This is a genomic window from Streptomyces hiroshimensis (genome assembly GCF_014650335.1).
Taxonomy (GTDB): Bacteria; Actinomycetota; Actinomycetes; order Streptomycetales; family Streptomycetaceae; genus Streptomyces; species Streptomyces hiroshimensis.
The window spans coordinates 350650-376968 of sequence record NZ_BMUT01000002.1; the positions used below are offsets into that span (position 1 = coordinate 350650).

26 protein-coding genes and 2 tRNA genes are annotated in these 26319 nt (G+C 70.4%); 16 read left to right on the forward strand and 12 right to left on the reverse strand.

Annotated elements, in window-relative coordinates:
• Positions 1-19: 19 nt before the first annotated feature.
• Positions 20-214, forward strand: a complete 195-nt coding sequence (locus tag IE241_RS06870) for a hypothetical protein (protein WP_190020723.1) — start codon at positions 20-22, stop codon at positions 212-214.
• Between the two features lie 71 nt (positions 215-285).
• Here the strand turns inward: IE241_RS06870 and IE241_RS06875 are convergent.
• Positions 286-359, reverse strand: a tRNA-Gly gene (locus tag IE241_RS06875).
• A gap of 185 nt (positions 360-544) precedes the next feature.
• On the opposite strand from IE241_RS06875, the gene IE241_RS06880 reads away from it, so the two are divergent.
• The 9 genes from IE241_RS06880 to IE241_RS06920 all read left to right on the forward strand — a co-directional run bounded on the left by IE241_RS06880 (position 545) and on the right by IE241_RS06920 (position 8166).
• Positions 545-621, forward strand: a tRNA-Pro gene (locus tag IE241_RS06880).
• A gap of 196 nt (positions 622-817) precedes the next feature.
• Positions 818-2194, forward strand: a complete 1377-nt coding sequence (tig, locus tag IE241_RS06885; protein WP_190020724.1) for a trigger factor — start codon at positions 818-820, stop codon at positions 2192-2194.
• 364 nt (positions 2195-2558) lie between these two features.
• Positions 2559-3164 (forward strand): ATP-dependent Clp protease proteolytic subunit, encoded by a 606-nt coding sequence (locus IE241_RS06890; protein WP_058044443.1) that lies wholly within the window; start codon positions 2559-2561, stop codon positions 3162-3164.
• 96 nt (positions 3165-3260) lie between these two features.
• Positions 3261-3914 (forward strand): ATP-dependent Clp protease proteolytic subunit, encoded by a 654-nt coding sequence (locus IE241_RS06895; RefSeq protein ID WP_058044444.1) that lies wholly within the window; start codon positions 3261-3263, stop codon positions 3912-3914.
• 142 nt (positions 3915-4056) lie between these two features.
• Positions 4057-5346, forward strand: coding sequence for an ATP-dependent Clp protease ATP-binding subunit ClpX (clpX, locus tag IE241_RS06900; protein WP_030366476.1), 1290 nt, complete (start codon positions 4057-4059; stop codon positions 5344-5346).
• 328 nt (positions 5347-5674) lie between these two features.
• Positions 5675-6406 carry a hypothetical protein gene (locus tag IE241_RS06905; protein ID WP_308433639.1) on the forward strand — a complete coding sequence of 244 codons (732 nt, stop codon included), beginning with the start codon at positions 5675-5677 and terminating at the stop codon, positions 6404-6406.
• A gap of 72 nt (positions 6407-6478) precedes the next feature.
• Positions 6479-6895, forward strand: a complete 417-nt coding sequence (locus IE241_RS06910) for an ACT domain-containing protein (protein WP_190020725.1) — start codon at positions 6479-6481, stop codon at positions 6893-6895.
• 189 nt (positions 6896-7084) lie between these two features.
• Positions 7085-7606, forward strand: coding sequence for a DUF4232 domain-containing protein (locus IE241_RS06915; RefSeq protein WP_190020726.1), 522 nt, complete (start codon positions 7085-7087; stop codon positions 7604-7606).
• Between the two features lie 140 nt (positions 7607-7746).
• The gene (locus IE241_RS06920) at positions 7747-8166 is read left to right on the forward strand and encodes a hypothetical protein (protein ID WP_190020727.1); all 420 of its coding nucleotides are present in this window, start codon (positions 7747-7749) and stop codon (positions 8164-8166) included.
• 18 nt (positions 8167-8184) lie between these two features.
• Here the strand turns inward: IE241_RS06920 and IE241_RS06925 are convergent, their stop codons facing one another.
• Positions 8185-8427, reverse strand: coding sequence for a GntR family transcriptional regulator (locus IE241_RS06925; protein WP_190020728.1), 243 nt, complete (start codon positions 8425-8427; stop codon positions 8185-8187).
• Positions 8428-8579: 152 nt separating this feature from the next.
• Between IE241_RS06925 and IE241_RS34040 the strand changes: the two genes are divergently transcribed.
• Positions 8580-8987 (forward strand): hypothetical protein, encoded by a 408-nt coding sequence (locus IE241_RS34040; protein WP_229898882.1) that lies wholly within the window; start codon positions 8580-8582, stop codon positions 8985-8987.
• Positions 8988-9041: 54 nt separating this feature from the next.
• Here the strand turns inward: IE241_RS34040 and IE241_RS06935 are convergent, their stop codons facing one another.
• From IE241_RS06935 to IE241_RS06945, 3 genes are all read right to left on the reverse strand, one after another.
• Positions 9042-9962: a hypothetical protein gene (locus tag IE241_RS06935; protein WP_190020729.1), complete on the reverse strand. Its 921-nt coding sequence runs from the start codon at positions 9960-9962 to the stop codon at positions 9042-9044.
• Positions 9963-10098: 136 nt separating this feature from the next.
• A complete protein-coding gene (locus tag IE241_RS06940) occupies positions 10099-10860 on the reverse strand; it encodes a hypothetical protein (RefSeq protein WP_190020730.1) in 762 nt (253 codons plus the stop codon).
• 99 nt (positions 10861-10959) lie between these two features.
• Positions 10960-11742 (reverse strand): hypothetical protein, encoded by a 783-nt coding sequence (locus tag IE241_RS06945; RefSeq protein WP_190020731.1) that lies wholly within the window; start codon positions 11740-11742, stop codon positions 10960-10962.
• A 99-nt stretch (positions 11743-11841) separates the two neighbouring features.
• Between IE241_RS06945 and IE241_RS06950 the strand changes: the two genes are divergently transcribed.
• Positions 11842-14475 carry a valine--tRNA ligase gene (locus tag IE241_RS06950; RefSeq protein WP_190020732.1) on the forward strand — a complete coding sequence of 878 codons (2634 nt, stop codon included), beginning with the start codon at positions 11842-11844 and terminating at the stop codon, positions 14473-14475.
• A gap of 80 nt (positions 14476-14555) precedes the next feature.
• Here the strand turns inward: IE241_RS06950 and IE241_RS06955 are convergent, their stop codons facing one another.
• The 7 genes from IE241_RS06955 to IE241_RS06985 form a co-directional block, all read right to left on the reverse strand.
• A complete protein-coding gene (locus IE241_RS06955; RefSeq protein WP_190020733.1) occupies positions 14556-15530 on the reverse strand; it encodes a CU044_5270 family protein in 975 nt (324 codons plus the stop codon).
• Positions 15527-16150 carry an RNA polymerase sigma factor gene (locus tag IE241_RS06960; protein ID WP_190020734.1) on the reverse strand — a complete coding sequence of 208 codons (624 nt, stop codon included), beginning with the start codon at positions 16148-16150 and terminating at the stop codon, positions 15527-15529. The genes IE241_RS06955 and IE241_RS06960 overlap by 4 nt, the downstream gene beginning before the upstream one ends.
• A gap of 117 nt (positions 16151-16267) precedes the next feature.
• Entirely contained in the window at positions 16268-17467 is a 1200-nt protein-coding gene (locus tag IE241_RS06965; RefSeq protein WP_190020735.1) for a hypothetical protein, read from the reverse strand.
• A gap of 193 nt (positions 17468-17660) precedes the next feature.
• Complete coding sequence (locus tag IE241_RS06970; protein ID WP_190020736.1) at positions 17661-19028, reverse strand: XrtP-associated glycosyltransferase; 1368 nt, start codon at positions 19026-19028, stop codon at positions 17661-17663.
• A gap of 208 nt (positions 19029-19236) precedes the next feature.
• Positions 19237-20367, reverse strand: a complete 1131-nt coding sequence (gene wecB, locus IE241_RS06975; RefSeq protein ID WP_190020737.1) for a non-hydrolyzing UDP-N-acetylglucosamine 2-epimerase — start codon at positions 20365-20367, stop codon at positions 19237-19239.
• A gap of 113 nt (positions 20368-20480) precedes the next feature.
• The gene (locus tag IE241_RS06980) at positions 20481-21233 is read right to left on the reverse strand and encodes a response regulator transcription factor (protein WP_190020738.1); all 753 of its coding nucleotides are present in this window, start codon (positions 21231-21233) and stop codon (positions 20481-20483) included.
• Positions 21230-22366 carry a PAS domain-containing sensor histidine kinase gene (locus IE241_RS06985; protein WP_229898884.1) on the reverse strand — a complete coding sequence of 379 codons (1137 nt, stop codon included), beginning with the start codon at positions 22364-22366 and terminating at the stop codon, positions 21230-21232. The genes IE241_RS06980 and IE241_RS06985 overlap by 4 nt, the downstream gene beginning before the upstream one ends.
• Before the next feature lie 129 nt (positions 22367-22495).
• Here IE241_RS06985 and folC point away from each other — a divergent pair, with 129 nt between their 5' ends.
• The 4 genes from folC (at position 22496) to IE241_RS07005 (ending at position 26155) form a co-directional block, all read left to right on the forward strand.
• Positions 22496-24022 carry a bifunctional tetrahydrofolate synthase/dihydrofolate synthase gene (gene folC / locus IE241_RS06990; RefSeq protein ID WP_190020739.1) on the forward strand — a complete coding sequence of 509 codons (1527 nt, stop codon included), beginning with the start codon at positions 22496-22498 and terminating at the stop codon, positions 24020-24022.
• Between the two features lie 2 nt (positions 24023-24024).
• Positions 24025-24369: a DUF4233 domain-containing protein gene (locus tag IE241_RS06995; protein WP_190020740.1), complete on the forward strand. Its 345-nt coding sequence runs from the start codon at positions 24025-24027 to the stop codon at positions 24367-24369.
• Positions 24370-24425: 56 nt separating this feature from the next.
• Positions 24426-24839, forward strand: coding sequence for a nucleoside-diphosphate kinase (ndk, locus tag IE241_RS07000; RefSeq protein ID WP_190020741.1), 414 nt, complete (start codon positions 24426-24428; stop codon positions 24837-24839).
• Positions 24840-25135: 296 nt separating this feature from the next.
• Positions 25136-26155: a rod shape-determining protein gene (locus IE241_RS07005; protein WP_058046895.1), complete on the forward strand. Its 1020-nt coding sequence runs from the start codon at positions 25136-25138 to the stop codon at positions 26153-26155.
• Positions 26156-26319: the final 164 nt, after the last annotated feature.

The following is a 26319-nucleotide window of genomic DNA, read 5'->3' on the forward strand; positions in this document are numbered from 1 at the left end:
ACCGAGGGTGTGATCAGTTGTGGCCATTTCGCTGTCAGTGGTGTTGCTCTTGGCGATCGTGCTGGTGGTGCTCTTCCGCTCCAACAGCATCAAGGGCGGCCCGGCACTGGTCGCCATCCTCTTCGGGTTCTTCCTCGCCTCGACGGGCATGGCGCCGTCGATCCAGAGGTTCCTGAACTCGATCGCCGAGACGATAAACGGCATCAAGTTCTGAGCCGGTCCTGAGCCGGCCGGACGGCGCTCCCCGGGAATGACAAACGCCTCCGGCAGGGCCGGAGGCGTCGGTGGAGCGGGCGACGGGAATCGAACCCGCGTAGCCAGTTTGGAAGACTGGGGCTCTACCATTGAGCTACGCCCGCATGCGCCGCGGGCCCGGAAGGGCCGTGCGGCACGTTGTGCATCGTAGCGGGTCCGGGGCGTGCGCCGCACGTCACCCCTTCGGCCCCCTCCGCGCGCCGCTTCCGCGCCGCCCCGTGCTCCCGGGCGCCGACGTTAATCCGGCCACCGCTACCCCCGCGGGCATGTACCCTACGTCTCGCACTTACGGGGTGTGGCGCAGCTTGGTAGCGCGTCCGCTTTGGGAGCGGAAGGTCGTCGGTTCGAATCCGGCCACCCCGACCACAGGACCATCAGGACCATCAGGGCCACCAGGGGGCCGCCACAGGGCCCCCGGCCAAGATCACATTGTGGGGCTCATCCTGCTTGCGGTTACTATGCAAGCTGCGTGCCCGTGTGTCTGCCTACGAGTCTGGCTACCGGGCGCGATCCGCTGAACCTCAGCAGAATCACCAGAAGTCAGCCCCAAGGAGACCGAACCGTGAAGAGCGCCGTGGAGACCCTGAACCCGACTCGGGTTCGGCTCACTGTCGAGGTGCCCTTCGAGGAGCTCAAGGCCAGCCTCGACGCGGCGTACAAGAAGATCAACCAGCAGGTCACGGTGAAGGGCTTCCGTCAGGGCAAGATCCCGGCCCGTGTCATCGACCAGCGCTTCGGCCGCGGTGCGGTGCTGGAGGAGGCCGTCAACGACGCGCTTCCGAAGTTCTACACCGAGGCCGTCAACGAGGCCGACCTGAACCCGCTGGGTCAGCCCGAGGTCGACATCACGGAGCTGAAGGACGGCGAGCTGCTGGCCTTCACCGCCGAGGTGGACATCCGCCCGACCCTGGAGATCCCGGACTACTCCGGCATCGAGGTCACCGTCGACTCCGTCGAGGTCACCGACGAGGACGTCGAGAAGTCGCTCGAGCAGCTGCGCGACCGCTTCGCGACCACCTCCCCGGTCGAGCGCGCCGCCGCCGAGGGTGACATCGTCACCGTCAACCTGGAGGCCAAGGTCGACGGCGAGGTCCTCGAGGACGGCGTCGCCGAGGGTGTCGACTACACCATCGGCTCCGGCCAGCTGCTCGACGGCATCGACGAGGCCGTCACCGGCCTGGAGGCCGGCGGCACCGCCACCTTCACCTCCGAGCTCAAGGGCGGCTCCGCCGAGGGCAAGGAGGCCGAGGTCAAGGTCGACGTCACCGCCGTCAAGTCCCGCGAACTGCCGGAGCTCGACGACGACTTCGCCCAGCTGGCGAGCGAGTTCGACACGCTGGAGGAGCTGCGCGCCGACAGCCGCAAGCGCCTTGAGCGGATGAAGAAGTTCGACCAGGCCACGCAGGCCCAGGAGAAGGTCCTCGACGAGCTGATCAAGCTGGTCGAGGTCCCGATGCCGGAGAAGCTGCTCGAGGACGAGGTCAACACCCGCAAGCACAACCTCGAGCACCACCAGCTGGGCCAGATGGGCCTGGACCTGGCGAAGTACCTGGAGATCCAGGGCAAGTCCGCCGAGGAGTTCGACGCCGAGCTCAAGGAGCAGGCCGAGAAGGGCATCAAGACCCAGTTCATCCTCGACGAGATCGTCAACAAGGAGAAGGTCTCGGTCGGCCAGGAGGAGCTCACCGAGCACCTCATGCGCCGTGCCCAGTCCTCCGGCATGAGCCCCGACCAGTTCGCCCAGGCGGTCGTCGAGGGTGGCCAGGTCCCGATGCTCGTCGGTGAGGTCGCCCGCGGCAAGGCGCTGGCCACCGTGGTCGAGGCCGCCACCGTCAAGGACGCCTCCGGCGAGGTCGTCAGCCTGGACGACGAGGACGAGGAGACGGCCGAGGCCGCCACCGAGGTCGTCGAGGCCGCCGAGGGCACGACCGAGGCCTGAGCCCCGGTCTCCTGCGCAGGCGCCCCAGGGCGCCCGTGAGGCAGCTACGGAACGGGTCCGGATGCGTTCGCGCGTCCGGGCCCGTCCGTGTCCCCGGGGACGGCTGCCGTGGCCCTTGCCGGCCGTTGTGCGACCTGCGGAACCTGCGCTGAATCCGTGCCGAACCTGCGCTCAGAGCGAACAGTTCCTGATGCGGGATGGCGCCCGCCGAACAGCGCGTTAGGGTCCGTAGATACGAGGGCAGGGGACCACTTGGCGACCGCCGGCAGCAGCCGGCCGTGCCGCCCGTACCCCGGTCCCCGGAGAAGACGCGGAGACGGCCCGTTGCCGTCAGAGACGAGCAGGTGGATACGTGACGAATCTGATGCCTTCCGCCGCCGGTGAGATCGCCATCGGTGGTGGCCTCGGCGACCAGGTCTACAACCGGCTGCTCGGGGAGCGGATCATCTTCCTCGGCCAGCAGGTCGACGACGACATCGCCAACAAGATCACGGCGCAGATGCTCCTCCTGGCCGCCGACCCGGACAAGGACATCTACCTCTACATCAACAGCCCCGGCGGCTCGGTGACGGCCGGCATGGCGGTCTACGACACCATGCAGTACATCCCGAACGACGTGGTCACCATCGGCATGGGCCTCGCGGCCTCGATGGGCCAGTTCCTGCTGACCGGCGGCACCCCGGGCAAGCGCTTCGCGCTGCCCAACACCGACATCCTCATGCACCAGGGGTCCGCGGGCCTCGGCGGCACCGCCTCGGACATCAAGATCCAGGCCGAGCAGCTGCTGCGCACCAAGAAGCGCATGGCCGAGATCACCGCGCACCACACCGGCCAGACCGTCGAGACGATCATCCGCGACGGCGACCGCGACCGCTGGTTCACCGCGCAGGAGGCCAAGGAGTACGGGATCATCGACGAGATCATCACCCACGCTTCCGGCGTTCCGGGCGGCGGCGGCACCGGGGCCTGACGGCCTCGGCGCAGTACGTACCGCCAGACAGCCCGCTTCCGGGCGGGGGAGGCTGCTCCCCGGCCCATCGACCGCCACCAGGATGGTGAAACCCGCATGAACATCTCGTCCCCGAGCGGCCTGTACACCGGCCCCCAGGCCGAGGCCCGCTACGTCGTCCCGCGCTTCGTCGAGCGCACCTCCCAGGGCGTCCGCGAGTACGACCCGTACGCGAAGCTCTTCGAAGAGCGCGTGATCTTCCTGGGCGTGCAGATCGACGACGCCTCCGCCAACGACGTCATGGCGCAGCTGCTGTGCCTGGAGTCGATGGACCCGGACCGCGACATCTCGATCTACATCAACAGCCCCGGCGGCTCGTTCACGGCCCTCACGGCCATCTACGACACGATGCAGTTCGTGAAGCCGGACATCCAGACGGTCTGCATGGGCCAGGCCGCCTCCGCCGCCGCGATCCTGCTCGCGGCCGGCACCCCGGGCAAGCGCATGGCGCTGCCCAACGCCCGCGTGCTGATCCACCAGCCCTCCAGCCAGACGGGCCGCGAGCAGCTCTCCGACCTGGAGATCGCCGCGAAGGAGATCATGCGGATGCGCACCCAGCTGGAGGAGATGCTGGCCAAGCACTCCACCCAGCCGATCGAGAAGATCCGGGACGACATCGAGCGCGACAAGATCCTCACGGCCGAGGATGCGCTCGCCTACGGTCTGGTCGACCAGATCGTTTCTACCCGCAAGAGTTCCGTAAACGTTTGATCGCCGTGCCGCTGGTATCCCCCTTGAGCCGACCGAGTAAGGCCAAGGGGGGCCCGCTCGGGGGGCCCGGCAAGGTACCGTCGATAGGCAAGCACCCGGGTTCGCAGTGCAAGGCGGATCCCAGGCGAAGGGGAAGCACCTCGTGGCACGCATCGGTGACGGCGGCGATCTGCTCAAGTGCTCGTTCTGCGGCAAGAGCCAGAAGCAGGTGAAGAAGCTCATCGCGGGTCCTGGTGTGTACATCTGCGACGAGTGCATCGACCTCTGCAACGAGATCATCGAGGAAGAGCTCGCGGAGACCAGCGAGGTGCGCTGGGAGGAACTCCCCAAGCCCCGCGAAATCTACGAGTTCCTCGAAGGCTATGTCGTCGGCCAGGAGGCCGCGAAAAAGGCCCTCTCGGTCGCCGTCTACAACCATTACAAGCGTGTGCAGGCCGGCGAGACCGGCGCGCACAACCGTGACGACGGCATTGAGCTCGCCAAGTCCAACATCCTCCTGCTGGGCCCCACCGGCTCCGGCAAGACGCTGCTGGCCCAGACCCTGGCCCGCATGCTGAACGTCCCCTTCGCCATCGCCGACGCGACGGCCCTGACGGAGGCCGGCTATGTCGGCGAGGACGTCGAGAACATCCTGCTGAAGCTGATCCAGGCCGCCGACTACGACGTCAAGAAGGCCGAGACCGGCATCATCTACATCGATGAGATCGACAAGGTCGCCCGTAAGAGCGAAAATCCGTCGATCACACGGGATGTGTCGGGCGAGGGCGTCCAGCAGGCCCTGCTGAAGATCCTGGAAGGCACGACCGCCTCGGTCCCGCCCCAGGGCGGCCGTAAGCACCCGCACCAGGAATTCATCCAGATCGACACGACGAACGTCCTGTTCATCGTGGGCGGCGCCTTCTCCGGCCTGGAGAAGATCATCGAGTCGCGGGCGGGCGCGAAGGGCATCGGCTTCGGCGCCACGATCCGCTCCAAGCGCGAGATCGAGGCCAGCGACCAGTTCCAGGAGGTCATGCCGGAGGACCTGGTCAAGTTCGGCATGATCCCGGAGTTCATCGGCCGCCTTCCTGTCATCACCTCCGTCCACAACCTGGACCGCGAGGCCCTCCTCCAGATCCTGGTGGAGCCGCGCAACGCCCTGGTGAAGCAGTACCAGCGCTTGTTTGAACTCGACGGCGTCGAGCTGGAGTTCGACCGCCCGGCCCTGGAGGCCATCGCCGACCAGGCGATCCTGCGGGGGACGGGCGCGCGCGGCCTGCGCGCCATCATGGAGGAAGTCCTGATGTCGGTGATGTACGAGGTCCCGTCCCGGAAGGACGTGGCGCGTGTCGTCATCACGGCGGACGTCGTCCACTCGAACGTGAACCCGACGCTGGTCCCGAGGGAACCGCGGATCGTGGGCAAGGACGAGCGGCACGAGAAGAGCGCGTAGGCGCTGCGCTGAGCTTTGTGTGTGCGTGAGGGGTGCCCGGCCTGGTTGGCCGGGTGCCCCTCTTTGCTGCCTGCGGGTTCGTAGAACGGGTGATCGATCCGTGTATCGAACGAGTGGTCGACTGGAGATGGCCGGACGGGATCGGGGCCGTGTCCCTACGGTCGGATCATGGTCACATCGCAACACGAGGCATCGCACCGGATCTTCCAGGAGCGTCCGGAGTTACTCGCGCCGGTCTTCCAGATCCTGGGCGTTCCCCTGCCGGGGGGAGGTGTCCGTCGAAGTGCTCTCGCCGGACACCACAGAGATCAGACCACTGGAGCGCCGCGTGGACAGCGTGTTGCGCATCCAGCCGCGTGACAGCGGGAAGAGCTTTCTCCTGGCCATCGAGGCACAAGGGCGCCGTGACAGCGACAAGGCGGTCAGCTGGGCGTACTACCTCGCGTTTCTGAAGGCCAAGTACGGGGACCCGGCGCTGCTGCTGGTGGTCTGCCAGGACAAGACGACCGCGGAATGGGCGGCAGGCCCCTTCAAGCTCGGCCCCGAGGGGTGGAAGGCGCTGTCCGTGCACCCTCTGGTCCTGGGGCCCGGAAACGTCCCTCCGATCATCGACGAGGAGGAAGCCGCCCAGAACCTGGCCATGGCGACCTTCTCGGCCATGACGCATGGGCGGGACCAGGACGCTCCGGCCATACTGGACGCGCTGGCGCGTGCCCTGGGGACGGTAGACGAAGAGTCCGTCGCGTATTACTCGGAACTGCTGGAAATCGGCCTGGGAGAAACCCCGGCGAGGGAGACCTGGAGGAATCTGATGACCATCCGCACGTACTTCCCCGGCCGGGGCACGCTCATCGAGGAGACGCTCCTGAAGGGTGAGGCCAAGGGCCGGGCAGCTGCGTCGGCGATGGTGCTGCGCGTACTCGATCACCGGGAAATCCTCGTGCCGGAGGCGGCCCGCGAGCGCATCACGAGCTGTACTGACCTGGAGGTCCTGGAGCGCTGGATGGACCGTGCTCTCACGGCATCCACGATCGACGAGGTGTTCGCCGGGGAGAGCTGAGCAGTAGCTTGGAAGAGGGCGTCCGGACGAGTGCCGGGCGCCCTTCCGCATGCCCGTGCGTAGGGTGGCTCCATGGCTGGAGAACGCGACCTTGCGAAGCTGCTGAGCGGTATGAAGCCGGTGCTCAATGCCGGCCGCTACGTGTACGTGACGGTGCCGGGGGAGGCGCCCGAGGGCGTGACCCCCGTGGTGACGGTAGGGGAGCCGGAAGGGCTGACCCTGGTCGTACGCCAGGAACAGGCCGACGCGGCCGGCCTCCCGTACGACTACGTGGCGGGCTGGATCACACTGCGGATCCACTCGGCGCTGGAGGCGGTAGGGCTGACCGCGGCGGTGTCCCAGGCCCTGGCCCAGGCCGACCTCAGCTGCAACGTCGTGGCGGGGTTCCACCACGACCACCTCTTCGTCCCGTATGAGCGGGCGGAGGAGGCGGTGGGTGTCCTGGAGACGCTGGCGAGCGCGGCCGCGTGGGACCGGTCCGGCGGTTGAGGAGCCTCGGCGTGTCCCGCTGCGGCATTCCAGGGGAGTAGTGTCTCCGCAGGTCAGACGGGGTGTACGTGTTCCCGCGTCCCGGATGACGCGGTGGGCCTTGTCGGCGGTGAGGGCCCGTGGACAGGCTGGCGGCACGCCCCGGGCAACCCCGCCCCGGGAGGCGTTCGACACCCTTGGAGACCCCGTATGCGTACCGCCCGCATCACCACCACCGGCCTCGCCCTCGCCGCCGCACTCTTCGCCGGCACAGCCGCCACGACCGCCCAGGCGCAGGCCGCGGAGCCGGCACCCATTCCGGCGTGCTCCCTCACCAACACCACGACCACGGTGCAGAACGTGTCCCGCCCGATCAACCACCAGCTGCTCACCGTCACCAACACCAGCTCCAAGCCGTGCTTCGCCTACGGCGCCCCGCACCTGGCCTTCGACGCCGCGCAGCACGTGGTGCCGGTCGTGGAGGACTCCATCCCGCAGGCCGTCGTCTCCTTGGAGCCCGGCCGGTCCGCCTACGCGGGCATCAACCTGTCCGCCGCCGACGGCTCCGGCACGGACGGGCGCACCGCGAGCGTCCTGCGGGTGAGCTTCGACGAGGGCGACGGTACGGAGAGCCGGGCGCGCACGGTGAAGCTTCCCGAGGACACGTGGGTCGACAGCAAGGCGGCGGTGACGTACTGGCAGAGCGATGCCGAAAGTGCCCTGATGTGGTGAAGCCGCAGACGGCCCGGGCAGCCCAAGGCAGCCCGGGTGGTGGCTGATTAGGGCTCTGGGCAGGGAAAGCGGGGTGGGCGAGCATGCATGGGTCCGGCCCGGCTTCGGGCTCGTGCATCCCCGACTTTCAGGAGAAGGACATGGCCGGCCACTTCATCCTCAAGAGCATCACCAGCAGCGATCTGACCATCGCGACGAGCAAGGGCGCCACGTGGTCCGCTCTGCAGCACGCCAACGTCGGTTGGAACACGGCCTCGCGTGCCGTGCTGTCGAAGGCCCTCGCAGGCCAGGCGATCGGCAACCGCGACGGGCTGCCGCCCCACCGCTACCTGGAGTCGAAGGCCAGCGTCGGCGCCACGCTGGAGAAGTACCTCCGCAGCGCCGGCTGGGCCGGCCAACTCATCCGGCCGGCCAGCGCCGGCCTCGGCCTGCGGGAACTGAGCCCCAAGGCCAAGGCCGCCTGGGACCGCGGCGACCACACCGGTGCCCTGGTCGAGCAGTTCCTGCACGGCACCGCGACCGTGGAGGTCTACTACATCAGTGGTACTGAGATGAGCTGAGTAGGGGCGGAAATGACCTCAGTGGTCCTGCGGCTGCTGGGAGACGAACGAGCCCATGCCCGGCTCCGTGTAGATGAGGCCCTCTGCGCGAAGCGCGCGGTGCACCTTCTGGGCCGTCACGCTGGCGATGCCGAACTCTTCGGTGAGCTGGACGACGGAGGGCACGCGTGATCGAGGCACGTAAGTGCCGTCCTTGATGCGTTGCCGGATCACCTCGGCCACCTGGCGCCAGCGCGGGATGTCGGGAGCGAATTCGATCACTTGAACACGCTACGCACACCATGGCGTCCTAGTCGAGATATTCCATGTTGCGGCGTGCTATAGCATGGCTACGCTAAAGTCTTGCACGTGAAGACCCCGGCGACCGCTGGCACGGTCCCGGGGCGCGGCCAACGCCTACTAGGAGCGTCGACATGCGCAACTTTATCCGCCGCTGGTTCCGCCGGGAACGGCAGATTTCCGCCCCCGAGCCACCGCCTGCCCCGGAACCCCGTATCGCAGAGCGGCCGTCCTGCAGGGTCTACGTGTGGGCCACCGCCCACGGCATCGACCTTCGGCCCCGTTCTCCGCTGGGCGCGTGTACCTGCTCGGGCCAGGAGCATCAGCAACCTCTGCCCGGCATCGGCACGTTCGTCGTGGACACCCGCGACGGCGTCGTCGGGCAGGTCATGCGCAACGCCGGGCCGCAGCTGCTGCTGCGTACGCTCTCCGGCGGTAAGGAGTGGGAAGCGGAAGCCGACGCGGTCCGGCCCGTCAGCGAGGCCGAGCTGCTCCGCGCCAAGGTGCAGGCGGCCAACTCCGCCAGCAGGTGGGGGAAGTAGGTCATGGATGGACGGTGACGGCCGCCTCGGCGGCCGTCACCGCGCCACCCGCCGCTACTTGTCCTTGCGGACCTCGTTGCGGACCTTGGCGGTCGCCTCGGCCAGTTCCTGGACGGACATCGTCTTGCCGGTGGAGGCCTCTCCGTAGGGCGACTTGCCCGGGGCCGTATGCCGGACAATGCCCATGGCGCTCGAGTCGCTCCAGAGGCAGCTGCTGGCCTCGCTGGAGCTCGACATGGCGCCCGCGGTGAACGTGGCCTTCTGGAGCCGGCACTTCATGACTGCCCCGTCGAAGCCGCTCGGTGAGAACTCAGTCCAGGGCGTGACCGTCTCGATCTTGTAGCCCTGCATGGTTCCTTCGTTCTTCTTCTGGTTCTCCTCCATCTTCGCGATCATCGCGTCGACGGTCTTCGAAGGGTCGGAGAGCTCGCCGTAGACACCCGTGACCGAGAGCGACATCTTCTCGGCGCTGGTGTAAGCACCCGACACGCCCGTGCCGTTGGTGATGCCGAGCTCCTTGGCGCCCTTGTCGTCGGTGAGGTCCTTCGTGTCCGTCTGCTTGGCGCCCGGAGAGCTCACGCTGGCCTTCGTGTACTTGCCGTCCAGCAGCTTGTCCGGCATCACGATGGTGTACGGCTTGACCTCACCGTCGCCGCCGCCCATGAAATACATCGCACCCGCGATGAGCGCGCCCACGACCGCCACGGCGCCGATCGTGATGCCGATCGCCTTGCCCTTGCCGCCGCTCTGGGGCGGGACCGGCGGGGGGTACTGGCCGGGGTAGCCGGGCTGGGGCTGCTGGGGGGCGCCCCAGGGCTGCTGCGGCTGCTGGGGGGCGCCGTACGGCGTGCCCGGGGGCGGCGGGGGCGGCGGCGGGTAACCGTAACCGGGCTGGCCGGCGGGCGCCCCCTGGGCGTAGGGGCCCGGCTGCTGGGGCGGCTGCTGGCCGTACGGGCCCGGCTGGTTGTAGCTCATTGCGACTCTCTCGATCCGTGGGGGGACTCGTGTGACAGTCCCGCTATCCTTCCGGATCTCCAGGCGGGTCTTAGCGCTGTGCGGCAACGGTTTCGGAACAGTTGCCGCACGGCCGTGACCACTTCGGGCGAATCGCCTACTTCGGCCTGCGGACCTCGTCGCGGATCCTGGCCGTGGCCTCCGCCAGCTCCTCCGCCGACAGCCCCTCGGACTTGTCGCTGTCCACGTCGCCCATGCTGTGGCTCATGACGAGGCCGATGGCGCCCTTGTCGCCCCAGATGCACAGGCTCCTGGCCGAGGTCTTCTTCATCCCGGTGAACGAGTACGACACCTTTTCGGACTTGCACTTCAGGACTGCCCCGTCGAAGCCGCGCGGGTGGTAGGCGCGAAACGGCTCGCTTTCGAGGTCGCCGCCCAGCGGGGCCTTGCCGTCGGCGTCCTTCTTGTCCATGTCCGCGATCATCTTGCCGACGGTTTTCCCCGGGTCGGGGATGGTGCCGTACACGCCGACGACCTGCAGCTGCTTGCCCTTGGCGTTCCGGTACCCGGCGGCGTCACCGTCGGCGTCCTCGATGCCGGTCTCCTTCATCTCGGCGCGGTCCTTGGCGCTGAACGAGAGGTCCTCGTCGTCCTCCGGGTCGGCCGGATCCTTCTTGTAGTCGCCGTCCATCAGCGTCTCCGGCAGCTCGATCCGGTACGCCGCCGTCCCGTTGCCGCCGCTGTTGAGGTACAGGAGGCTGCCGACCAGCGCGCCCGCGAACACCAGCGCGCCCGCCGCGATGCCGATGGCCTTCCTCTTGCCGCTGCCCGGGTGCGGAGGGATCGGCGGCGGCCACTGGCCCTGCGGGGCCTGCGGTATCTGCGGGGGCGGCGGCGGAGTCGGCTGGGTGTCGTACATCGGCGTCCACGTCTCTTTGCGGAAGTCTTTGCGGAGGTCTTTGCAGCAAGAAGTCGGACTACATCCTTTCTTGTCGTTTATCCGACTCTTATCGCGGGGTCAGCCCCGCACCCGCACCCGCGCCGCCCCCCGCAGTTCCCCCGTGGCCTCCGCCGCCTCCGCGATCCCCGTCCGTCCGCCCAGGGCCGCGCCCACGACGCCCACCGTGCTGTGGTCGGCCCACACGCAGTACGGGAGGGTCAGGGCCGCCCCGGCCTCGCCGTCCGCAGGGGTGAAGTGCACCGTCTGGCACTTCATCACCGCGTCGCCGCCGTCCAGGCCCCGCGGGCTCACCCTCTCCGGGCTGCCCTCGATCTCCTCCCGCGCGCCGCCCTGCTTCACCGGCCGGGCCTGTGCGTCCTCCGCCATCGCTTCGAACATGCCGTCGACGGCCCGCTCGGGGTTCTTCACTTCTCCCCACACCCCGCTGTACATGAGCATCCCGCGGGCGGAGGAGCCGGACGAGTAGCCCGCCGTGACCGTCCCCGCATCCCGTACCCCCAGCCGCCGCAGCCGTTCCAGGTGGTCCGCGCGGAAGGTGCGGTCCACCGGGGCGGTCTTGGCGAGGCCCCCCACGCGGTCGGGCGCCGTCAGCCGGTAGCGCGTGCCGCCGTCCGCCGAGCTGCCGCCCGTGAGGATGAGAAAACCGCCCAGAAGGGTGCACACCATGACGAGTGAACCGATCGCCACGGCCGCCACCACCTTGGCCCGGCCGCCGCCCCGGTGCGGCGGGACCGGCGGCGGCCAGACGGCCGCGCCGTAGCCGCTCGGGCCGCCCGGCTGCGCGTAGGACCGGGACGCCGCCGGGAGCGGCTCGTACAGGGCGGCCTGCTGCTTGCTCATGGTTCTCTCATCGCTTCGCTGTCTGCTGAGGCGTCATCCTCGCCGATCCCGTGGGAATGGGTTCGAAACCCCCACGCGCGCCCCCGTAGAATTCACCCCGTGACCGACAACACTCAGCGCCCCGACAGCGGGCACGCCGACCGCACCCCTGACCTGCCGACCCAGTACGCGCCGGCCGACGTAGAGGGGCCGCTGTACGAGCGCTGGGTAGAGCGGGGCTACTTCGAGGCCGATGCCAAGAGCGAGAAGAAGCCCTACACGATCGTCATCCCGCCGCCGAACGTCACGGGCACCCTCCACCTGGGCCACGCCTTCCAGCACACGCTGATGGACGCCCTCACCCGCCGCAAGCGGATGCAGGGCTTCGAGGCGCTGTGGCTGCCCGGCATGGACCACGCCGGCATCGCCACGCAGAACAAGGTCGAGCAGCAGCTCGCCGAGGAGGGCAAGTCCCGCGACGACCTCGGGCGCGAGCAGTTCGTCGAGCGGGTCTGGCAGTGGAAGGAAGAGTACGGCGGCCGGATCCTGGGCCAGATGCGCCGCCTCGGTGACGGCGTCGACTGGTCCCGTGAGCGCTTCACCATGGACGAGGGCCTCTCCAAGGCCGTCCAGACGATCTTCAAGAAGCTCTACGACGACGAGCTGATCTACCGCGCCGAGCGCATCATCAACTGGTGCCCGCGCTGCCTGACCGCCATCTCCGACATCGAGGTGGAGTACCAGGACGACGACGGCGAGCTCGTCTCGATCCGGTACGGCGAGGGCGAGGACAGCCTCGTCGTCGCGACGACCCGCGCCGAGACGATGCTCGGCGACACCGCCGTGGCCGTCCACCCGGACGACGAGCGGTACGCGCACCTCATCGGCAAGCAGATCAAGCTGCCGCTGACCGACCGCACGATCCCGGTCGTCGCCGACACCCACGTCGACCCGGAGTTCGGCACGGGCGCCGTCAAGGTCACCCCGGCCCACGACCCCAACGACTTCGCGATCGGCCAGCGCCACAACCTGCCGTCGATGACGATCATGGACGAGCGCGGCGTGCTCACCGTGCACGGTCCCTTCCAGGGCCTCGACCGCTTCGAGGCGCGCTCGGCCATCGTCGGCGCGCTGCGCGAGCAGGGCCGGATCGTCGCCGAGAAGCGCCCGTACACCCACTCCGTCGGGCACTGCTCGCGCTGCAAGGCGACCGTCGAGCCGCGCCTGTCCATGCAGTGGTGGGTCAAGGTCGAGCCGCTCGCGCAGGCCGCCGGCGACGCGGTCCGCGACGGCCGGGTGAAGATCCACCCCGAGGACATGTCGAAGCGCTACTTCGACTGGGTCGACAACATGCACGACTGGTGCATCTCGCGCCAGCTGTGGTGGGGTCACCGCATCCCGGTCTGGTACGGCCCGGACGGCGAGACGATCTGCGTCGGCCCGGACGAGCAGCCGCCCACCGGCGAGGGCTGGCACCAGGAGACCGACGTCCTGGACACCTGGTTCTCCTCCGGCCTGTGGCCGTTCTCCACGCTCGGCTGGCCGGAGAAGACGCCGGACCTCGAGAAGTTCTACGCCACCGACGTCCTGCTCACCGGGCACGACATCATCTTCTTCTGGGTCGCCCGGATGATGATGTTCGGTCTGTACGCGATGGACGGCCAGGCGCCGTTCCACACGATCGCGCTGACCGGCCTCGTCCGCGACGAGCACGGCAAGAAGATGTCGAAGTCCAACCCCAACTCGGTGGACCCGCTGGACTGGATGGACGCCTACGGCTCCGACGCCGTCCGCTTCACCCTGGCCCGCGGCGCCAACCCCGGCGCCGACGTGCCGATCGGCGAGGACTGGGTCCAGGCGTCCCGCAACTTCGCCAACAAGATCTGGAACGCGACCCGCTTCGCGCTGATGAACGGCGCCACGGTCGAGGGCGAGCTGCCGCCCGTCGAGCAGCTCTCGGCGACCGACCGGTGGATCCTCTCCCGGCTCAACGCCACGATCGCGGAGGCGGACGGGTACTACGACGACTACCAGTTCGCGAAGCTCACCGACGCCCTCTACCACTTCGCGTGGGACGAGGTCTTCGACTGGTACGTCGAGCTGTCCAAGACCACCTTCATGGCCGGTGGCGAGCCGGCCAAGGTCTCCGGCCGCGTCCTCGGCGAGGTCCTCGACGTCCTGCTGCGCCTGCTGCACCCGGTCATCCCCTTCGTCACCGAGACGCTGTGGACGACGCTCACGGGCAAGGAGTCTGCCGTCATCGCCGCCTGGCCCAAGGACAGTGGATTCCGTGACGCGGCCGCCGAGCAGGAGATCGCCGTCCTCCAGCAGGTCGTCACCGAGGTCCGCCGCTTCCGCTCCGACCAGGGCCTCCAGCCCGGCCAGCGGGTCCCGGCGCAGCTCGACCTGAGCGGTACGGCCCTGGCCGCCCACGAGGGTGCCATCCGTCAGCTGCTGCGGCTCCAGCCCGCCGGGGAAGGCTTCCACGCCACCGCGACGCTCCCCGTCGCCGGTGCCACCGTCGCCCTCGACCTGTCCGGCACGATCGACGTCGAGGCCGAGCGCAAGCGTCTGACCAAGGCGCTGGCCGCGGCCGAGAAGGACAAGGCGCAGTCCACGGCCAAGCTCGGCAACGAGGCGTTCCTCGCCAAGGCCGCCGAGGCCGCCGTGGAGAAGATCCGCAAGCGGCTGGAGACGGCCGAGGCCGACATCGAGCGGATCACGGCCCAGCTGGCGGGTCTGCCGAAGGGCTGAGCCCCCGCAAGCCGAACAGCGGAAGAGCCCCCCACGCCCGTAGGTGTGGGGGGCTCTCCGCCGTTCGCGGCCGCGTCGCGTCAGGGGACCTGGCGCGGCCGGTCGACCACCGCCCGGTCCAGGATCGCGTTGGCCCAGACCAAGGTGCCTGCCTCGCCCCGTTCACCGGTCTTGGTGAGGTAAGTGCGCTCGCCGAGGAACTTCAGGGACTCCTTGTCGAAGATCCATTCGGTGCGTTCGCCGAGCCGGCGGTCCTCGCGGGCGATGGCGACGCCGTGGCGGCCGTCCGCGTCGACGGCGTCCGGCATCTCCACCACGCCGGGGATCTTCGCGGCGGCCTTGTAGAGGGCGGCCTCGGTCCGGGACGGCATGACGCCCCTCGACAGCAGGGTGCCGAAGGTGTCGAAGACGGTCTGGTCGAAGTCCTGGCCCCGGACCGGCCTGGTCTCCTTACGGATCCGCTCGTGCAGTGCACCGGGGTCGGTGGGCAGGGCGGCCAGCCACTTGTACGTGGGCCGGCCGATGCCCGCCGGATCCTTGTCGGCGCTGGTGACGGGGACGAACTCCCCGTCCTCGCGGAAGACCCCCGCCTCATGTGTCGCGTGCGGGTCCTGCGGCACCCAGTCCTCCCGCTCCTTGAGCCCTCCCGCCTTGACCGGCTTGATGTGCTCCGTGGTGGTGGCCAGGCTGCGCACATAGACGTACTGGTCGTCCCGTACCGGTTCGGTGTCGGTCTTCATGGCCACGGCGGCGATCCGGTCCAGCAGCACCACCGCTTCTCGCGGGGTGCCGGACTCGGCCAGCGGGACCCGGGTCCCGGGGGAGCGGTCATGCGCTCCGGGCAGGAGGGTGACCGCCAGGGCGCCCGCCACGACCGCGGCCGCGGCGGGCAGTGCGAAGGCCGGGCGCACCAGGCGCCGGCGCGGCCGGGGCCGGTCGCCGTCGATGGTGCGCAGCAGCAGTTCCTTGTGGTGCCGGTGCCGGTCCGGCGGCAGGTCCCGTTCGGCCGGGGCGGGCAGCCGCCGGGCGAGGTCCTGGTACTCGGTGGTGTTCATCGGGCCTCCTCCTGGACGGCCAGGGCCGCCATGGCGGCGGTCCTGTTCTCTCCTGCTGCGCGGCCGGGGCGCACCCGCCCGGAATCCGCGGTGAGCTGTTCGTCGGTCAGCCGGCGCAGCCGTGCGCGGGCGCGCGAGAGGCGGGAACGCACCGTGCCCACCGGAACGCCCAGCGCCTGGGCGGCCTGGGCGTAGTCCAGGCCGGACCACACGCACAGCGCCAGGACCTCGCGCTCCGGACGGCGCAGCGCCTGCACCGCCTTGAACACCGCGGCCAGTTCACGGGCGTCGTCGATGCGCGAGGCCGATTCGTCCGCGAAGTCCAGCACCGGATCCGCCGGCGGCCGCCGGGTCAGGAAGGCCAGCCGGCGGCGTACCCGCCGATTGGCGTTGCGTGCCTTGTTGGTGGCGATGCCCAGGAGCCACGGCCGCAGCGAACCGCCCTCCGGCTCCACCTTCTCGCGGGTGCGCCATGCGTCCAGGAAGGTCTCGGACATGACTTCCTCGGCCGACGACCAGTCGCCCGTCAGCCGGAAGGCGTGGTTGTAGACGGTCCGCGCATGCTCGTCGTAGAGCTCGGCGAACGCCTCGCGGTCACCCGCTCGTATGCGGTCGCGCATGCACGCACCTCCCTCTTTTTCTCCCTCTTTTTCCGTTCATGACCAGTACCTCTCCGCGGACGGGAGGCGGTTCCGGTGATCCAGGTCACATGAGGCGGGTTGCGGGGCGCCCGCGGGTCAGTGGCCGGCAGGCCTTTCCGCCGGGTACGGAGAGGCCCACGGCTTCGTGCGGCCCGGGTCCCACATCGGGCCCCACGGGCCCTCCACCAGCCCCTCGTCCTCCTGGGCCGGGCGGCGGCGCCGTTTGCGGCGGTGCTGCGGCCAGAACAGCACGTACACCGTCGACACCGCCACGAAGCCCAGCCGGATCAGGCCCTTGGCCGACTCGTCGGGGACGGCGAAGACGCTTCCGTAGAGGACGATCAGCGCGATCCAGCTCCACCACGGCACGAGGCGGCGCTGCCCGCACACGTCCCACAGCAGGGTGCCGAGCAGCACCGAGGCCGTGTAGTACGTGTAGACGCTGGGGTCGAGGAGGATGCGGGCGTTCGCGCCCAGCAGCACGACCCCGGCCCAGCGGCCGCGCCACACGGCGACCGCGCCCAGCGTGAGACCGAGGGCGGCCTGCGCCGGGCGGGCCCAGTCGGGGGTCACGGGGGTGTTGCCGCCCAGCCAGCGCAGCGCGGAGGCCGGGTTGTTGGGGATGGTGAACTTCGCCGCGGCGAAGGAGTCCGGGGCCGCGACGAAGAACGGCAGCCAGGCGACGGCCAGCAGCGCCGCGCACCACAGGACCGCCCGCAGCCAGCGGTCGCGGGGCAGGGCGAGGATCAGCGGCACGAAGGCCAGGGCGGTCGGCTTCGAGTCCATGGCCAGGGCCAGGCAGGCGCCGACGGCCGCCGGGTTGCAGCGGGTCAGGAACCAGACGGCCAGCGCGGTGAAGAACAGCGCCAGCACGTCGTCCAGGTGCCCGAAGCGGACCGACACCTCGATCCACATCGGGATGAACGCCGCGCCCGCGATCAGGACGCGCTGCCGCAGGCGCTGGTGGTTGGTGCCGGTGCCCAGGAAGTGGATGGCGGCGCTGCGCCCCGCGAGCACCACGATGACCAGGCCCAGCGCCGACATGACGGCCGCCGCCAGGAACTGGCCGGTGTGCTCGGAGAAGGGGTTGAACAGGCCCGCCACAAGGAAGCTGATGGGGCCCATCTGCAGCTCGGGGTGGTGGGCGTAGAGGTTGAGGCCGCCGGTGCCGTCGCCCGACGCCCCCTGGTAGATCAGCTCGCCGCCGGTGCGCAGATAGTGCCAGGAGAAGCCGCCGCTGGGCTCCACCAGGGCGAACCACAGCGCGGTCCACGCCGTCAGCAGCAGCAAGTGCATCCGTGTGCTGATTTCCGGTACCCGTACCCGCACCGCACAACGCTCCCGTTCCGCTGCCCGGACCTGCTCCGGACATGTGTCACCGGGGGTCAGATGACGGAACGGGGGCGGAGGTTGCCCGGCGGGGCGGAAGTGTGACGCGCTTCATGGTTTGCGCGTTTGTGGCCGCCCCGCCCCCCGTCAGCTCTCGACGTCAGCTCTCGATCGCGACCGGGCCCGACGTGACGACCTCGGCGTTGCGCCGCGTCTTCGCCCAGCCGTTGCGGCCGCGCAGCATCCGGACGAAGCCGCGCGCCGACGCCGGGAAGAGGTGGTACGCGTACAGCCACAGCGCGAGCCCCCACAGCAGGGCGGACAGCAGTGAGCGGTCGGACGCGCGGTCGCGGCGGTAGACCGGGCCCCACAGCACGAACGGCAGCACCGAGACGACGGCCAGGCCCAGCACCAGCGGCCACAGCGCGAGCATGCCGCCGAACGCCTCGCCGACGCCGTCCTGCGCGGCGGTCAGGCCCAGCAGGACGAACATGACGGCGCACAGCGCCAGGGTCACCAGGTGGGCGACCGGCTGCAGGAAGGTGTACAGCGTCTCCAGGACGCCCTTGCCGCCGTAGTGACGCGAGGAGACGATGCGCGGCGCGTAGCGGACGCACTGCAGGTTGCCCTGGGCCCAGCGGGTGCGCTGGGTGAGGAACCGGCGGGCGTGCGGGAGGCCCTCCTGGGAGACCCAGGTGTCGGCTATGTGGGATATCCGGTCGCCGTTCAGGATCATGTGCAGGCCCAGCTCGTAGTCCTCCAGCAGGGCGCCGCGCTGCCAGGGGCGGCGCTCGGCGGCCGCGATGCGGTCCAGGGCGGCGAGGCGGGTGAACTGGCCGTTGCCGCCGAGGCCCACGGAGCCGGTGCGGCCGCGCAGCAGCTGCATGCCGGCGTTGGAGACGGAGAACTCCATGTCCTGCATGCGGACGAGGAGGCGGGCGAAGGCGTTGCGGAGGCGGCCGCTGTCCTCGCCGAGCGGGCGCGGGTCGCCGGCGTTGCGCATGTGGACGCTGACCTGCACGCCGCCGGTCTCCGGGTCGCCGAAGCCGGCCGGGCCGCTGACGCGCTCCAGCGCGTGCGGGTCGAGCTGGCCGTCGGCGTCGATGACGCACACGACGACGCGCTCGCGGTCGGCGTCCTTCGACAGGAACTGGTTCAGCTCGTCGTACGCGGCGTTGAGTGCCGCGCCCTTGCCCAGGCGGGCGTCAGGCCGCACGCGGCTGACCAGGTGCACGCGGCGGTCGGTCTCGGCGAGCCCGGCGACGATGGCGCCGGTGCGGTCGTCGCTGTCGTCGTCGATGACCCAGACGTGGGCGCGCGGGTGATCGGCGCGCAGCCGCTCGACGGTGGTGCCGACGACGGCCTCCTCGTCGCGGCACGGGACGAAGAAGTGCCAGTCGAAGGTGTTGGGGTCGCCGTTCCCGGCCTCGGGGCGGCGCGTGTACGCGTGCCGCGCGCCTGCCCAGTAGAGGAGGAAGCAGGCGAGGAGGAAGAAGGGGAAGACGAGGAGGAAGGGGCTGGAGAACATGCGGGGCTCCGGGGGTGGGTGACGTGGTGGCGGCCGTCTGCTGCGGGGGAGGGGCCCCGGTCCCGCCCTTTCGCCGTTTCCTGGGGCTGCGCCCCAGCCCCCTGTCCGCGCTGCCGCGCGGTGTCCTCAAACGCCGGACGGCTGAGAACTCGGGGGTCCGGGGGCTTGCCCCCGGTTACGGGAAGGGGCGGGGTGGGGGAGAGGCCCCCTACGCGGCCGCCGCCAGCTGCTGCGGCGCGGCGATCGCCGTCAGCAGCGTCACGATGCGGTCCGACGCCAGGCCGTCCCCGAACGGGCTCGGCAGCGCGGCCAGCCGGGCCAGGCCCGCAGGGCCTTCGGCGAGGCGGCGCCGCGCCGAAGAGCCGATCTCCGCGCCCGGCTCGACCAGGTCCGCGAAGTCCGCCATCGCCTCCGGCCGCTCCGTGGAGCGCCGGACGACCACCAGCGGCCGGCCCAGCACCGTGCACTCCTCCTGGATGCCGCCCGAGTCGGAGACCAGCAGCGCCGCGTGCCGGGCCAGGGCGAGGAACTCGCCGTAGCCGAGCGGGCGGGTGACGGTCAGCCCCGCCAGCAGGTGCTCCAGGCCGGCGGCCTCGACGCGGGCCCGGGTGCGCGGGTGCAGCGGCAGGACGACGGGCCGGCCGTCGGCCGCGAGCGCGGCGAGCTCGCCGAAGATGGCGCGCAGGGCCTCCGGCGAGTCGGTGTTCTCGGGGCGGTGGATCGTGGCCAGGACGTACGCGTCGGCGGTCAGCCCGTGCTGCCGCAGCAGCTCCGCGCGCTCGGCGGCGGACGGCAGCTGCCCGTGCACGGCCTCGACGACCGTGTTGCCGGTCACGGCGATGCGGGCGTCCTCGACGCCCTCCGCGAGGAGGTTCGCGCGATTGTCCTCGGTGGCCGCGCACAGCACGTCGGCGATGCGGTCGATGAGGACGCGGTTGTGCTCTTCGGGCATGTTGCGGTCGTGGCTGCGCAGGCCGGCCTCGACGTGCAGCAGCGGGATGCCGCGGGCGTTCGCGGCGAGCGCGCCGGCGAGGGCCGCGTTGGTGTCGCCCTGGACGACGACGGCGAGCGGCGGCTCGGCGGTGAACAGCTCGTCGAGCTGTGCGAGGGCGGTGGAGATCTGGACGGCGCGCGGCTGCCCGCCCACCCCCGTCAGGAACGTCGGCTCGGGCAGGCCCAGCTCGGTCAGGAAGCGGCCGGACAGCTCCTCGTCGTAGTGCTGACCGGTGTGCACCAGGTGGGCGGCGGGGCCCAGGAGGCGTACGAGGTCGGTGAGCTTGACCAGCTCGGGGCGGGTGCCGAGGACGACGGCGACGCTACGGGCGGGCAGGGACTGCACGAGGTGACTCCTGGGGCCGACGGGCTGCTGACAGCTCACGACCTTGCGGTGCCTCGGTTGCACCCCTGGGGTGTCTTCGGTTGCCGGATGGTTGCGAATCGCCTGAAGCGTGCCTAAAGCCGTCGGAAGGGACTTTCGTCCTCCCCGTCGCCGGGGCCTTCGTCCCCGGGGCCTTCGTCCCCGCCGTCGGCCCGGTAGCGGTAGCCGAGGCCCCGTACGGCCTCCAGCGGGTCCGCGGCCTCGTCGCCGGCGGCCTGCCGCAGCTTGCGCCGCAGCCGCAGCACGGCGAACTTCACCCGTTCGCGGCCGGTGCCCTCGGGGTCGTCCCACACCCGGTCGAGCAGCTGGTCGGTGGTGATCACCCGGCCCCGGTTGCGGACGAGCACCTGCAGCAGCCGGTACTCGATGTCGCTGAGCCGGGCCTCGTGTCCCTGCCAGACGGCGGAGCGCCGCTCGGGCACGAGCCGCAGCCCGTCGTCGAAGGAGTCGCCGGCCCAGCGGGTGGGCGCGGTGCGGCGCAGCAGCGCCTCGACGCGGGCGAGCAGCTCGTCGTTGCCGAAGGGCTTGGGCAGGTAGTCGTCGGCGCCGGCGCGCAGGCCGCGGACCCGGTCGGTCTCGGCGCCGCGGGCGGTGAGCAGCAGGACGGGCAGGTCGCTGAGGTCGCGGGTGCGCTCCAGCACCTCCCAGCCGTCGAGCTGCGGCAGCCCGATGTCGAGGAGCATGAGGGCGGGGCGCTCGGCGAACAGTAGCCGCAGCCCTTCGCGGCCGTTGTCGGCGTGGGCGACCTCGTAGCCCGCACGGGTGAGGAGGGTGCGCAGGGCGAGGGCGAGGTCGGGGTCGTCCTCGACGACGAGCACGCGGGTCATGCCGTCTCCCCGGCCGGAGGGGGCCCGGCGACCGGCAGCCGGATCACGAACGCGGCGCCCCCGCCCTCCGCGCCGCCGACCGTGATCGCTCCCCCGTGCAGCTGGACGATCGCGCGGCTGATGGCGAGTCCGAGACCGGTGCCGGGATAACCCCCCGTACGTGCGTTCGGGGCCCGGACGAAACCATTGAAGATCTCCTCGCGGAATTCCTCCGGGACGCCGATTCCGGTATCCGCGACTTCGATCTCCCAGAACTCGCCGTGCGGTGCCGCCGTGACCGAGATCCGGCCACCCGCGGGGGTGTATTTCGCGGCATTCTCCAGAAGATTGGCCAGGACGTTCTGCAACCGGTGCCGGTCGCCCCTCAGGAGGGGGCCGGGAGCGCACTCCAGAACGGTGAACAATCCCGCTTCCTGCGCCGCGCCCATCCGGTCGAGGACGGCGTCCAGCAGCATCCGGTCCACCTCCACGGCGCCGAATTCGAGCTCCAGGCCCGCGGTGGCCCGCATGCGGGTGGTCAGCAGCAGGTCGGAGATCACCCGCTGCATGCGGTCGGCGTTGCGCCGGACGGCCTCCAGGAAGGAGGCCTGCTCGTGGGTGAGGGCGCCGAAGGCGGGGTCGGTGAGCAGCTCGCAGAAGCTGATGATGGAGGTCAGGGGCGTGCGCAGCTCGTGGGAGGCGGCGGCGGTGAAGGCGTTGCGCTGCCGGGCGAGCTCGGTGAGCGCCACGTTGTCCCGCTCCAGGTCCCGCTCGCGCCGCTTGTGCTCGGTGATGTCGTCGTAGGTCCACAGGGCGCCCAGGTAGGCGCCCCCGTGGCGCAGCGGCTCGATCACGCGGCGCAGGGTGCGGCCGTCGGCGAGGGGGATCTCGGCCGTCCGGTGGACGTGGCGGCCGCCCGGGATGCCGCCGGCCCGGCTCTCCGCGCCGAACACGGGCATGCCGCCGGCCCGGACCTCCGCGCCGAACATACGGGTGAACCTGCGGTTGGCCGCGAGCACCCGGTCGTCCGGGCCCTGCACGACGGCGCCCGCGGGCAGCGCCTCCAGCAGGGCGTCCAGCAGTGTCCGCCACCGGCCGTCGTCTTCGCCCACCCCGCCGCCCGCCTCGTCGCTCACCCCGGCGTCTTCGCTCACCACCCGGCTCCCGTACTTAAGAGATCTAAGGGGTCTTATGGGAAATAAGGGACCTTCTGGGAAAACCGTAGGGCAAGGGCGCCGGGCCTGCCGCCCGCTCTGTCGTACCCCCTCCGTAGACTGGTCCGCGTGAGCGAGCGCCCCCTGAACGACGACAACGGCAGCACCGGCCCCGACGGCGATGACCGCTTCGCGGAAATCGTCGATGCCGAGACCGAACGCGACCCCGACCTCGCCGTCATCGAGGCCGGCAGCCGGACCCTGCGCGCCCAGGCCGGGCCGCCGCAGGGCGACATCCCCGCCCGCCCCGAGGACCCCGAGACCGACCGGGCGCTGCGCGAGGTCGAGAGCGAGCTCGCCGGCCGCTGGGGCGAGACCAAGCTCGACCCCTCGCTGGTGCGCATCGAGGCCCTGATGGACATCCTGGGGCAGCCGCAGCGCGCCTATCCCGCGATCCACATCACCGGCACCAACGGCAAGACCAGCACGGCCCGCATGATCGAGTCGCTGCTGGGCGCCTTCGACCTGCGCACCGGGCGCTACACCAGCCCGCACGTCCAGTCGATCACCGAGCGCATCAGCCTCGACGGCGCCCCGATCTCCGCCGAGCGCTTCATCGAGACGTACCAGGACATCAAGCCGTACGTGGAGATGGTCGACGACCGCGAGGACTACCGCCTGTCCTTCTTCGAGGTCATGACGGCCATGGCCTACGCCGCCTTCGCCGACGCCCCGGTCGACGTCGCCGTCGTCGAGGTCGGCATGGGCGGCACCTGGGACGCCACCAACGTCGTCGACGCCGGCGTCGCCGTCGTCACCCCCATCTCCCTCGACCACACCGACCGCCTCGGCGCGACGCCCGGCGACATCGCCGGCGAGAAGGGCGGCATCGTCAAGCAGGACGCCACCGTCGTCCTCGCCCAGCAGCCGGTGGATGCGGCCCAGGTGCTGCTCAAGCGCTCGGTCGAGGTCGACGCCACCGTCGCCCGCGAGGGCATGGAGTTCGGCGTCGTCTCCCGCGAGGTCGCCGTCGGAGGCCAGCTGCTGACGCTGCGCGGCCTGGGCGGCGAGTACCCCGAGGTCTTCCTGCCGCTGTACGGCGCCCACCAGGCGCACAACGCCGCGGTCGCCCTGGCCGCCGTCGAGGCGTTCTTCGGGATCGGCTCGCAGCACGCCCGCACGCTCGACACCGACACCGTCCGCCGCGCCTTCGCGCAGGTCTCCTCCCCGGGCCGGCTGGAGGTCGTGCGCCGCAGCCCCACCGTCGTGCTGGACGCCGCGCACAACCCGGCCGGCGCGCAGGTCACGGCCGAGGCCGTCACCGAGGCGTTCGGCTTCAGCCGCCTCATCGGCGTCGTCGGCGCCAGCGCCGACAAGGACGTCCGCGGCCTGCTGGAGGCCTTCGAGCCGGTCTTCGCCGAGGTCGTGGTGACCCGTAACTCCACCCCGCGCTCCATGGACCCCGACGAGCTCGCGGCCCTCGCCGTCGAGATCTTCGGCGCCGAGCGCGTGCAGGTCGAGCCCCGCCTGGACGACGCCCTGGAGGCCGCGATCACCCTCGCGGAGGAGGAGGCCGAGTTCTCCGGCGCGGGCGTCCTGGTGACCGGCTCGGTGATCACGGTCGGCGAGGCCCGGCTGCTCCTCGGAAAGGGCTGATCATGCGGATGCTGTGCGCCAGCACTCTGATCGGTGAATTCTTCGTCATCGGATTCGCCGGCCTGGTGGCCATGCAGACCTCCGACCTCTCGGCGGGCACCGTCTGGGCCGTCAGTGCCACGGCGATGGTGCTCAGCGTGCTGCTGTGCGGCATGCTCTCCCGGCCCGGCGGCGTCCAGCTGGGCTGGCTGCTGCAGATCGGCCTGGTCCTGAGCGGCTTCATCGTCCCGATGATGTTCATCCTCGGGGTGATCTTCGGCGGCCTGTGGTGGGCGTCCGTCCACTTCGGCCGCAAGATCGACGAGGCCAAGGCCCGCTTCGCCGCCCAGGCGGCCGACGCCGCTTAGCCCGGCCCCTGTACCCTCTGGCCCACCAGACCCGATCGTCCGCAAGGAGCCGCAGTATGAGCCAGCGCACCCTCGTCCTTCTCAAGCCCGACTGCGTCAGGCGCAAGCTGGTCGGCGAGGTCGTCGCCCGCATCGAGCGCAAGGCCGGATGGACGATCAGCGCGCTGGAGCTGCGCACCCTCGACCGCGAGACCCTCGCCCAGCACTACGCCGAGCACGAGGGCCGGGAGTTCTACGAGCCGCTGATGGGCTTCATGTCCTCCGGCCCCGTCGTCGCGATGGTCGTCGAGGGCGAGCGCGTCATCCCGGGCGTGCGCGCCCTGGCCGGCCCGACGGACCCGATTTCGGCCGCCCCGGGATCCATCCGTGGTGACTTCGGCACCATCACGCGCGAGAACCTCATCCACGCCTCGGACTCCGAGGAGTCGGCCGAGCGGGAAATCAAGATTTTCTTTCCCGGCCTCGCCTGATAGCGCATCAGGCCCGGAGCCTTTCCGATCAGGGGCGACCGATTTTATTTCGGTCGCCCCTGGCATATGCGTGGCGAACGGGGGAACCTCTCACTCCGACACGACGTCACCATTACTGGGGGGAGCTCGACTTCCGCCGACAATGGCGGAGGAACCCTCGCACCGCCTTCGCCCGGTCGAGACTACGATGAGAGCTTCCGCGCCCGCGGCGCACCGCAGCAGCAGCACACCCTGCCGACCTCAAGTAAGCACTCGCTCCAGCTGGGAAGGCCAGACGTATCCTCATGGGGAACAACATGTCGTTCATCGGCCGTGACATGGCTGTCGACCTCGGGACCGCCAACACGCTGGTGTACGTCAGAGGCCGCGGAATCGTCCTCAACGAGCCATCCGTCGTCGCCATCAACACCAACACCGGCGGCATCCTCGCGGTGGGTGCCGAGGCGAAGAAGATGATCGGCCGCACCCCGGGCAACATCGTCGCGGTCCGGCCGCTGAAGGACGGCGTGATCGCCGACTTCGAGATCACCGAGCGCATGCTCCGCTACTTCATCCTCAAGATCCACAAGCGGCGCTGGATGGCCCGGCCCCGCGTCGTGGTCTGTGTGCCCTCCGGCATCACCGGCGTCGAGCGGCGCGCCGTCATCGAGGCCTCCACCCAGGCCGGTGCCCGCCAGGTGCACATCATCGAAGAGCCCATGGCCGCCGCGATCGGCTCCGGCCTGCCCGTCCACGAGGCCACCGGCAACATGGTCGTCGACATCGGCGGCGGCACCACCGAGGTCGCGGTCATCTCCCTCGGCGGCATCGTCACGGCCCAGTCCATCCGCGTCGCGGGCGACGAGCTCGACAACGCGATCATCCAGCACATCAAGAAGGAGTACAGCCTCCTCCTCGGTGAGCGCACCGCCGAGCAGATCAAGATCACCATCGGCTCGGCCTACGACCTCGAACAGGACGAGCACACCGAGATCCGCGGCCGGGACCTCGTCAGCGGTCTGCCCAAGACCGTCGTGATCTCCGCCGGCGAGGTCCGCAAGGCCATCGAGGAGCCCGTCAACTCCATCGTCGACGCCGTCAAGACCACCCTCGACAAGTGCCCGCCCGAGCTCTCGGGTGACGTCATGGACCGCGGCATCGTTCTCACAGGCGGCGGTGCCCTCCTGCGCGGCCTCGACGAGCGGCTGCGCCGGGAGACCGGCATGCCGATCCACATCGCCGAGGACCCGCTGGACTCCGTCGCCCTGGGCTCCGGCAAGTGCGTCGAGGAGTTCGAGGCCCTCCAGCAGGTCCTGGACGCCCAGCCGCGCCGCTGACGCGCTCGCCCTCCGGGCGGGTGCGCCGCGACCGCGGCGGCAGGCGGCGCTCCGGCGCCGGGGGCGGCGCCCCGGAGCGCTGCTGCGGAACGTCGCCCGGGGGCGCCTCCCGGGGCGCCGCGCCCGGCGCGTTCCACCTGCCGGGGGACCGGTGCCACCCCCTT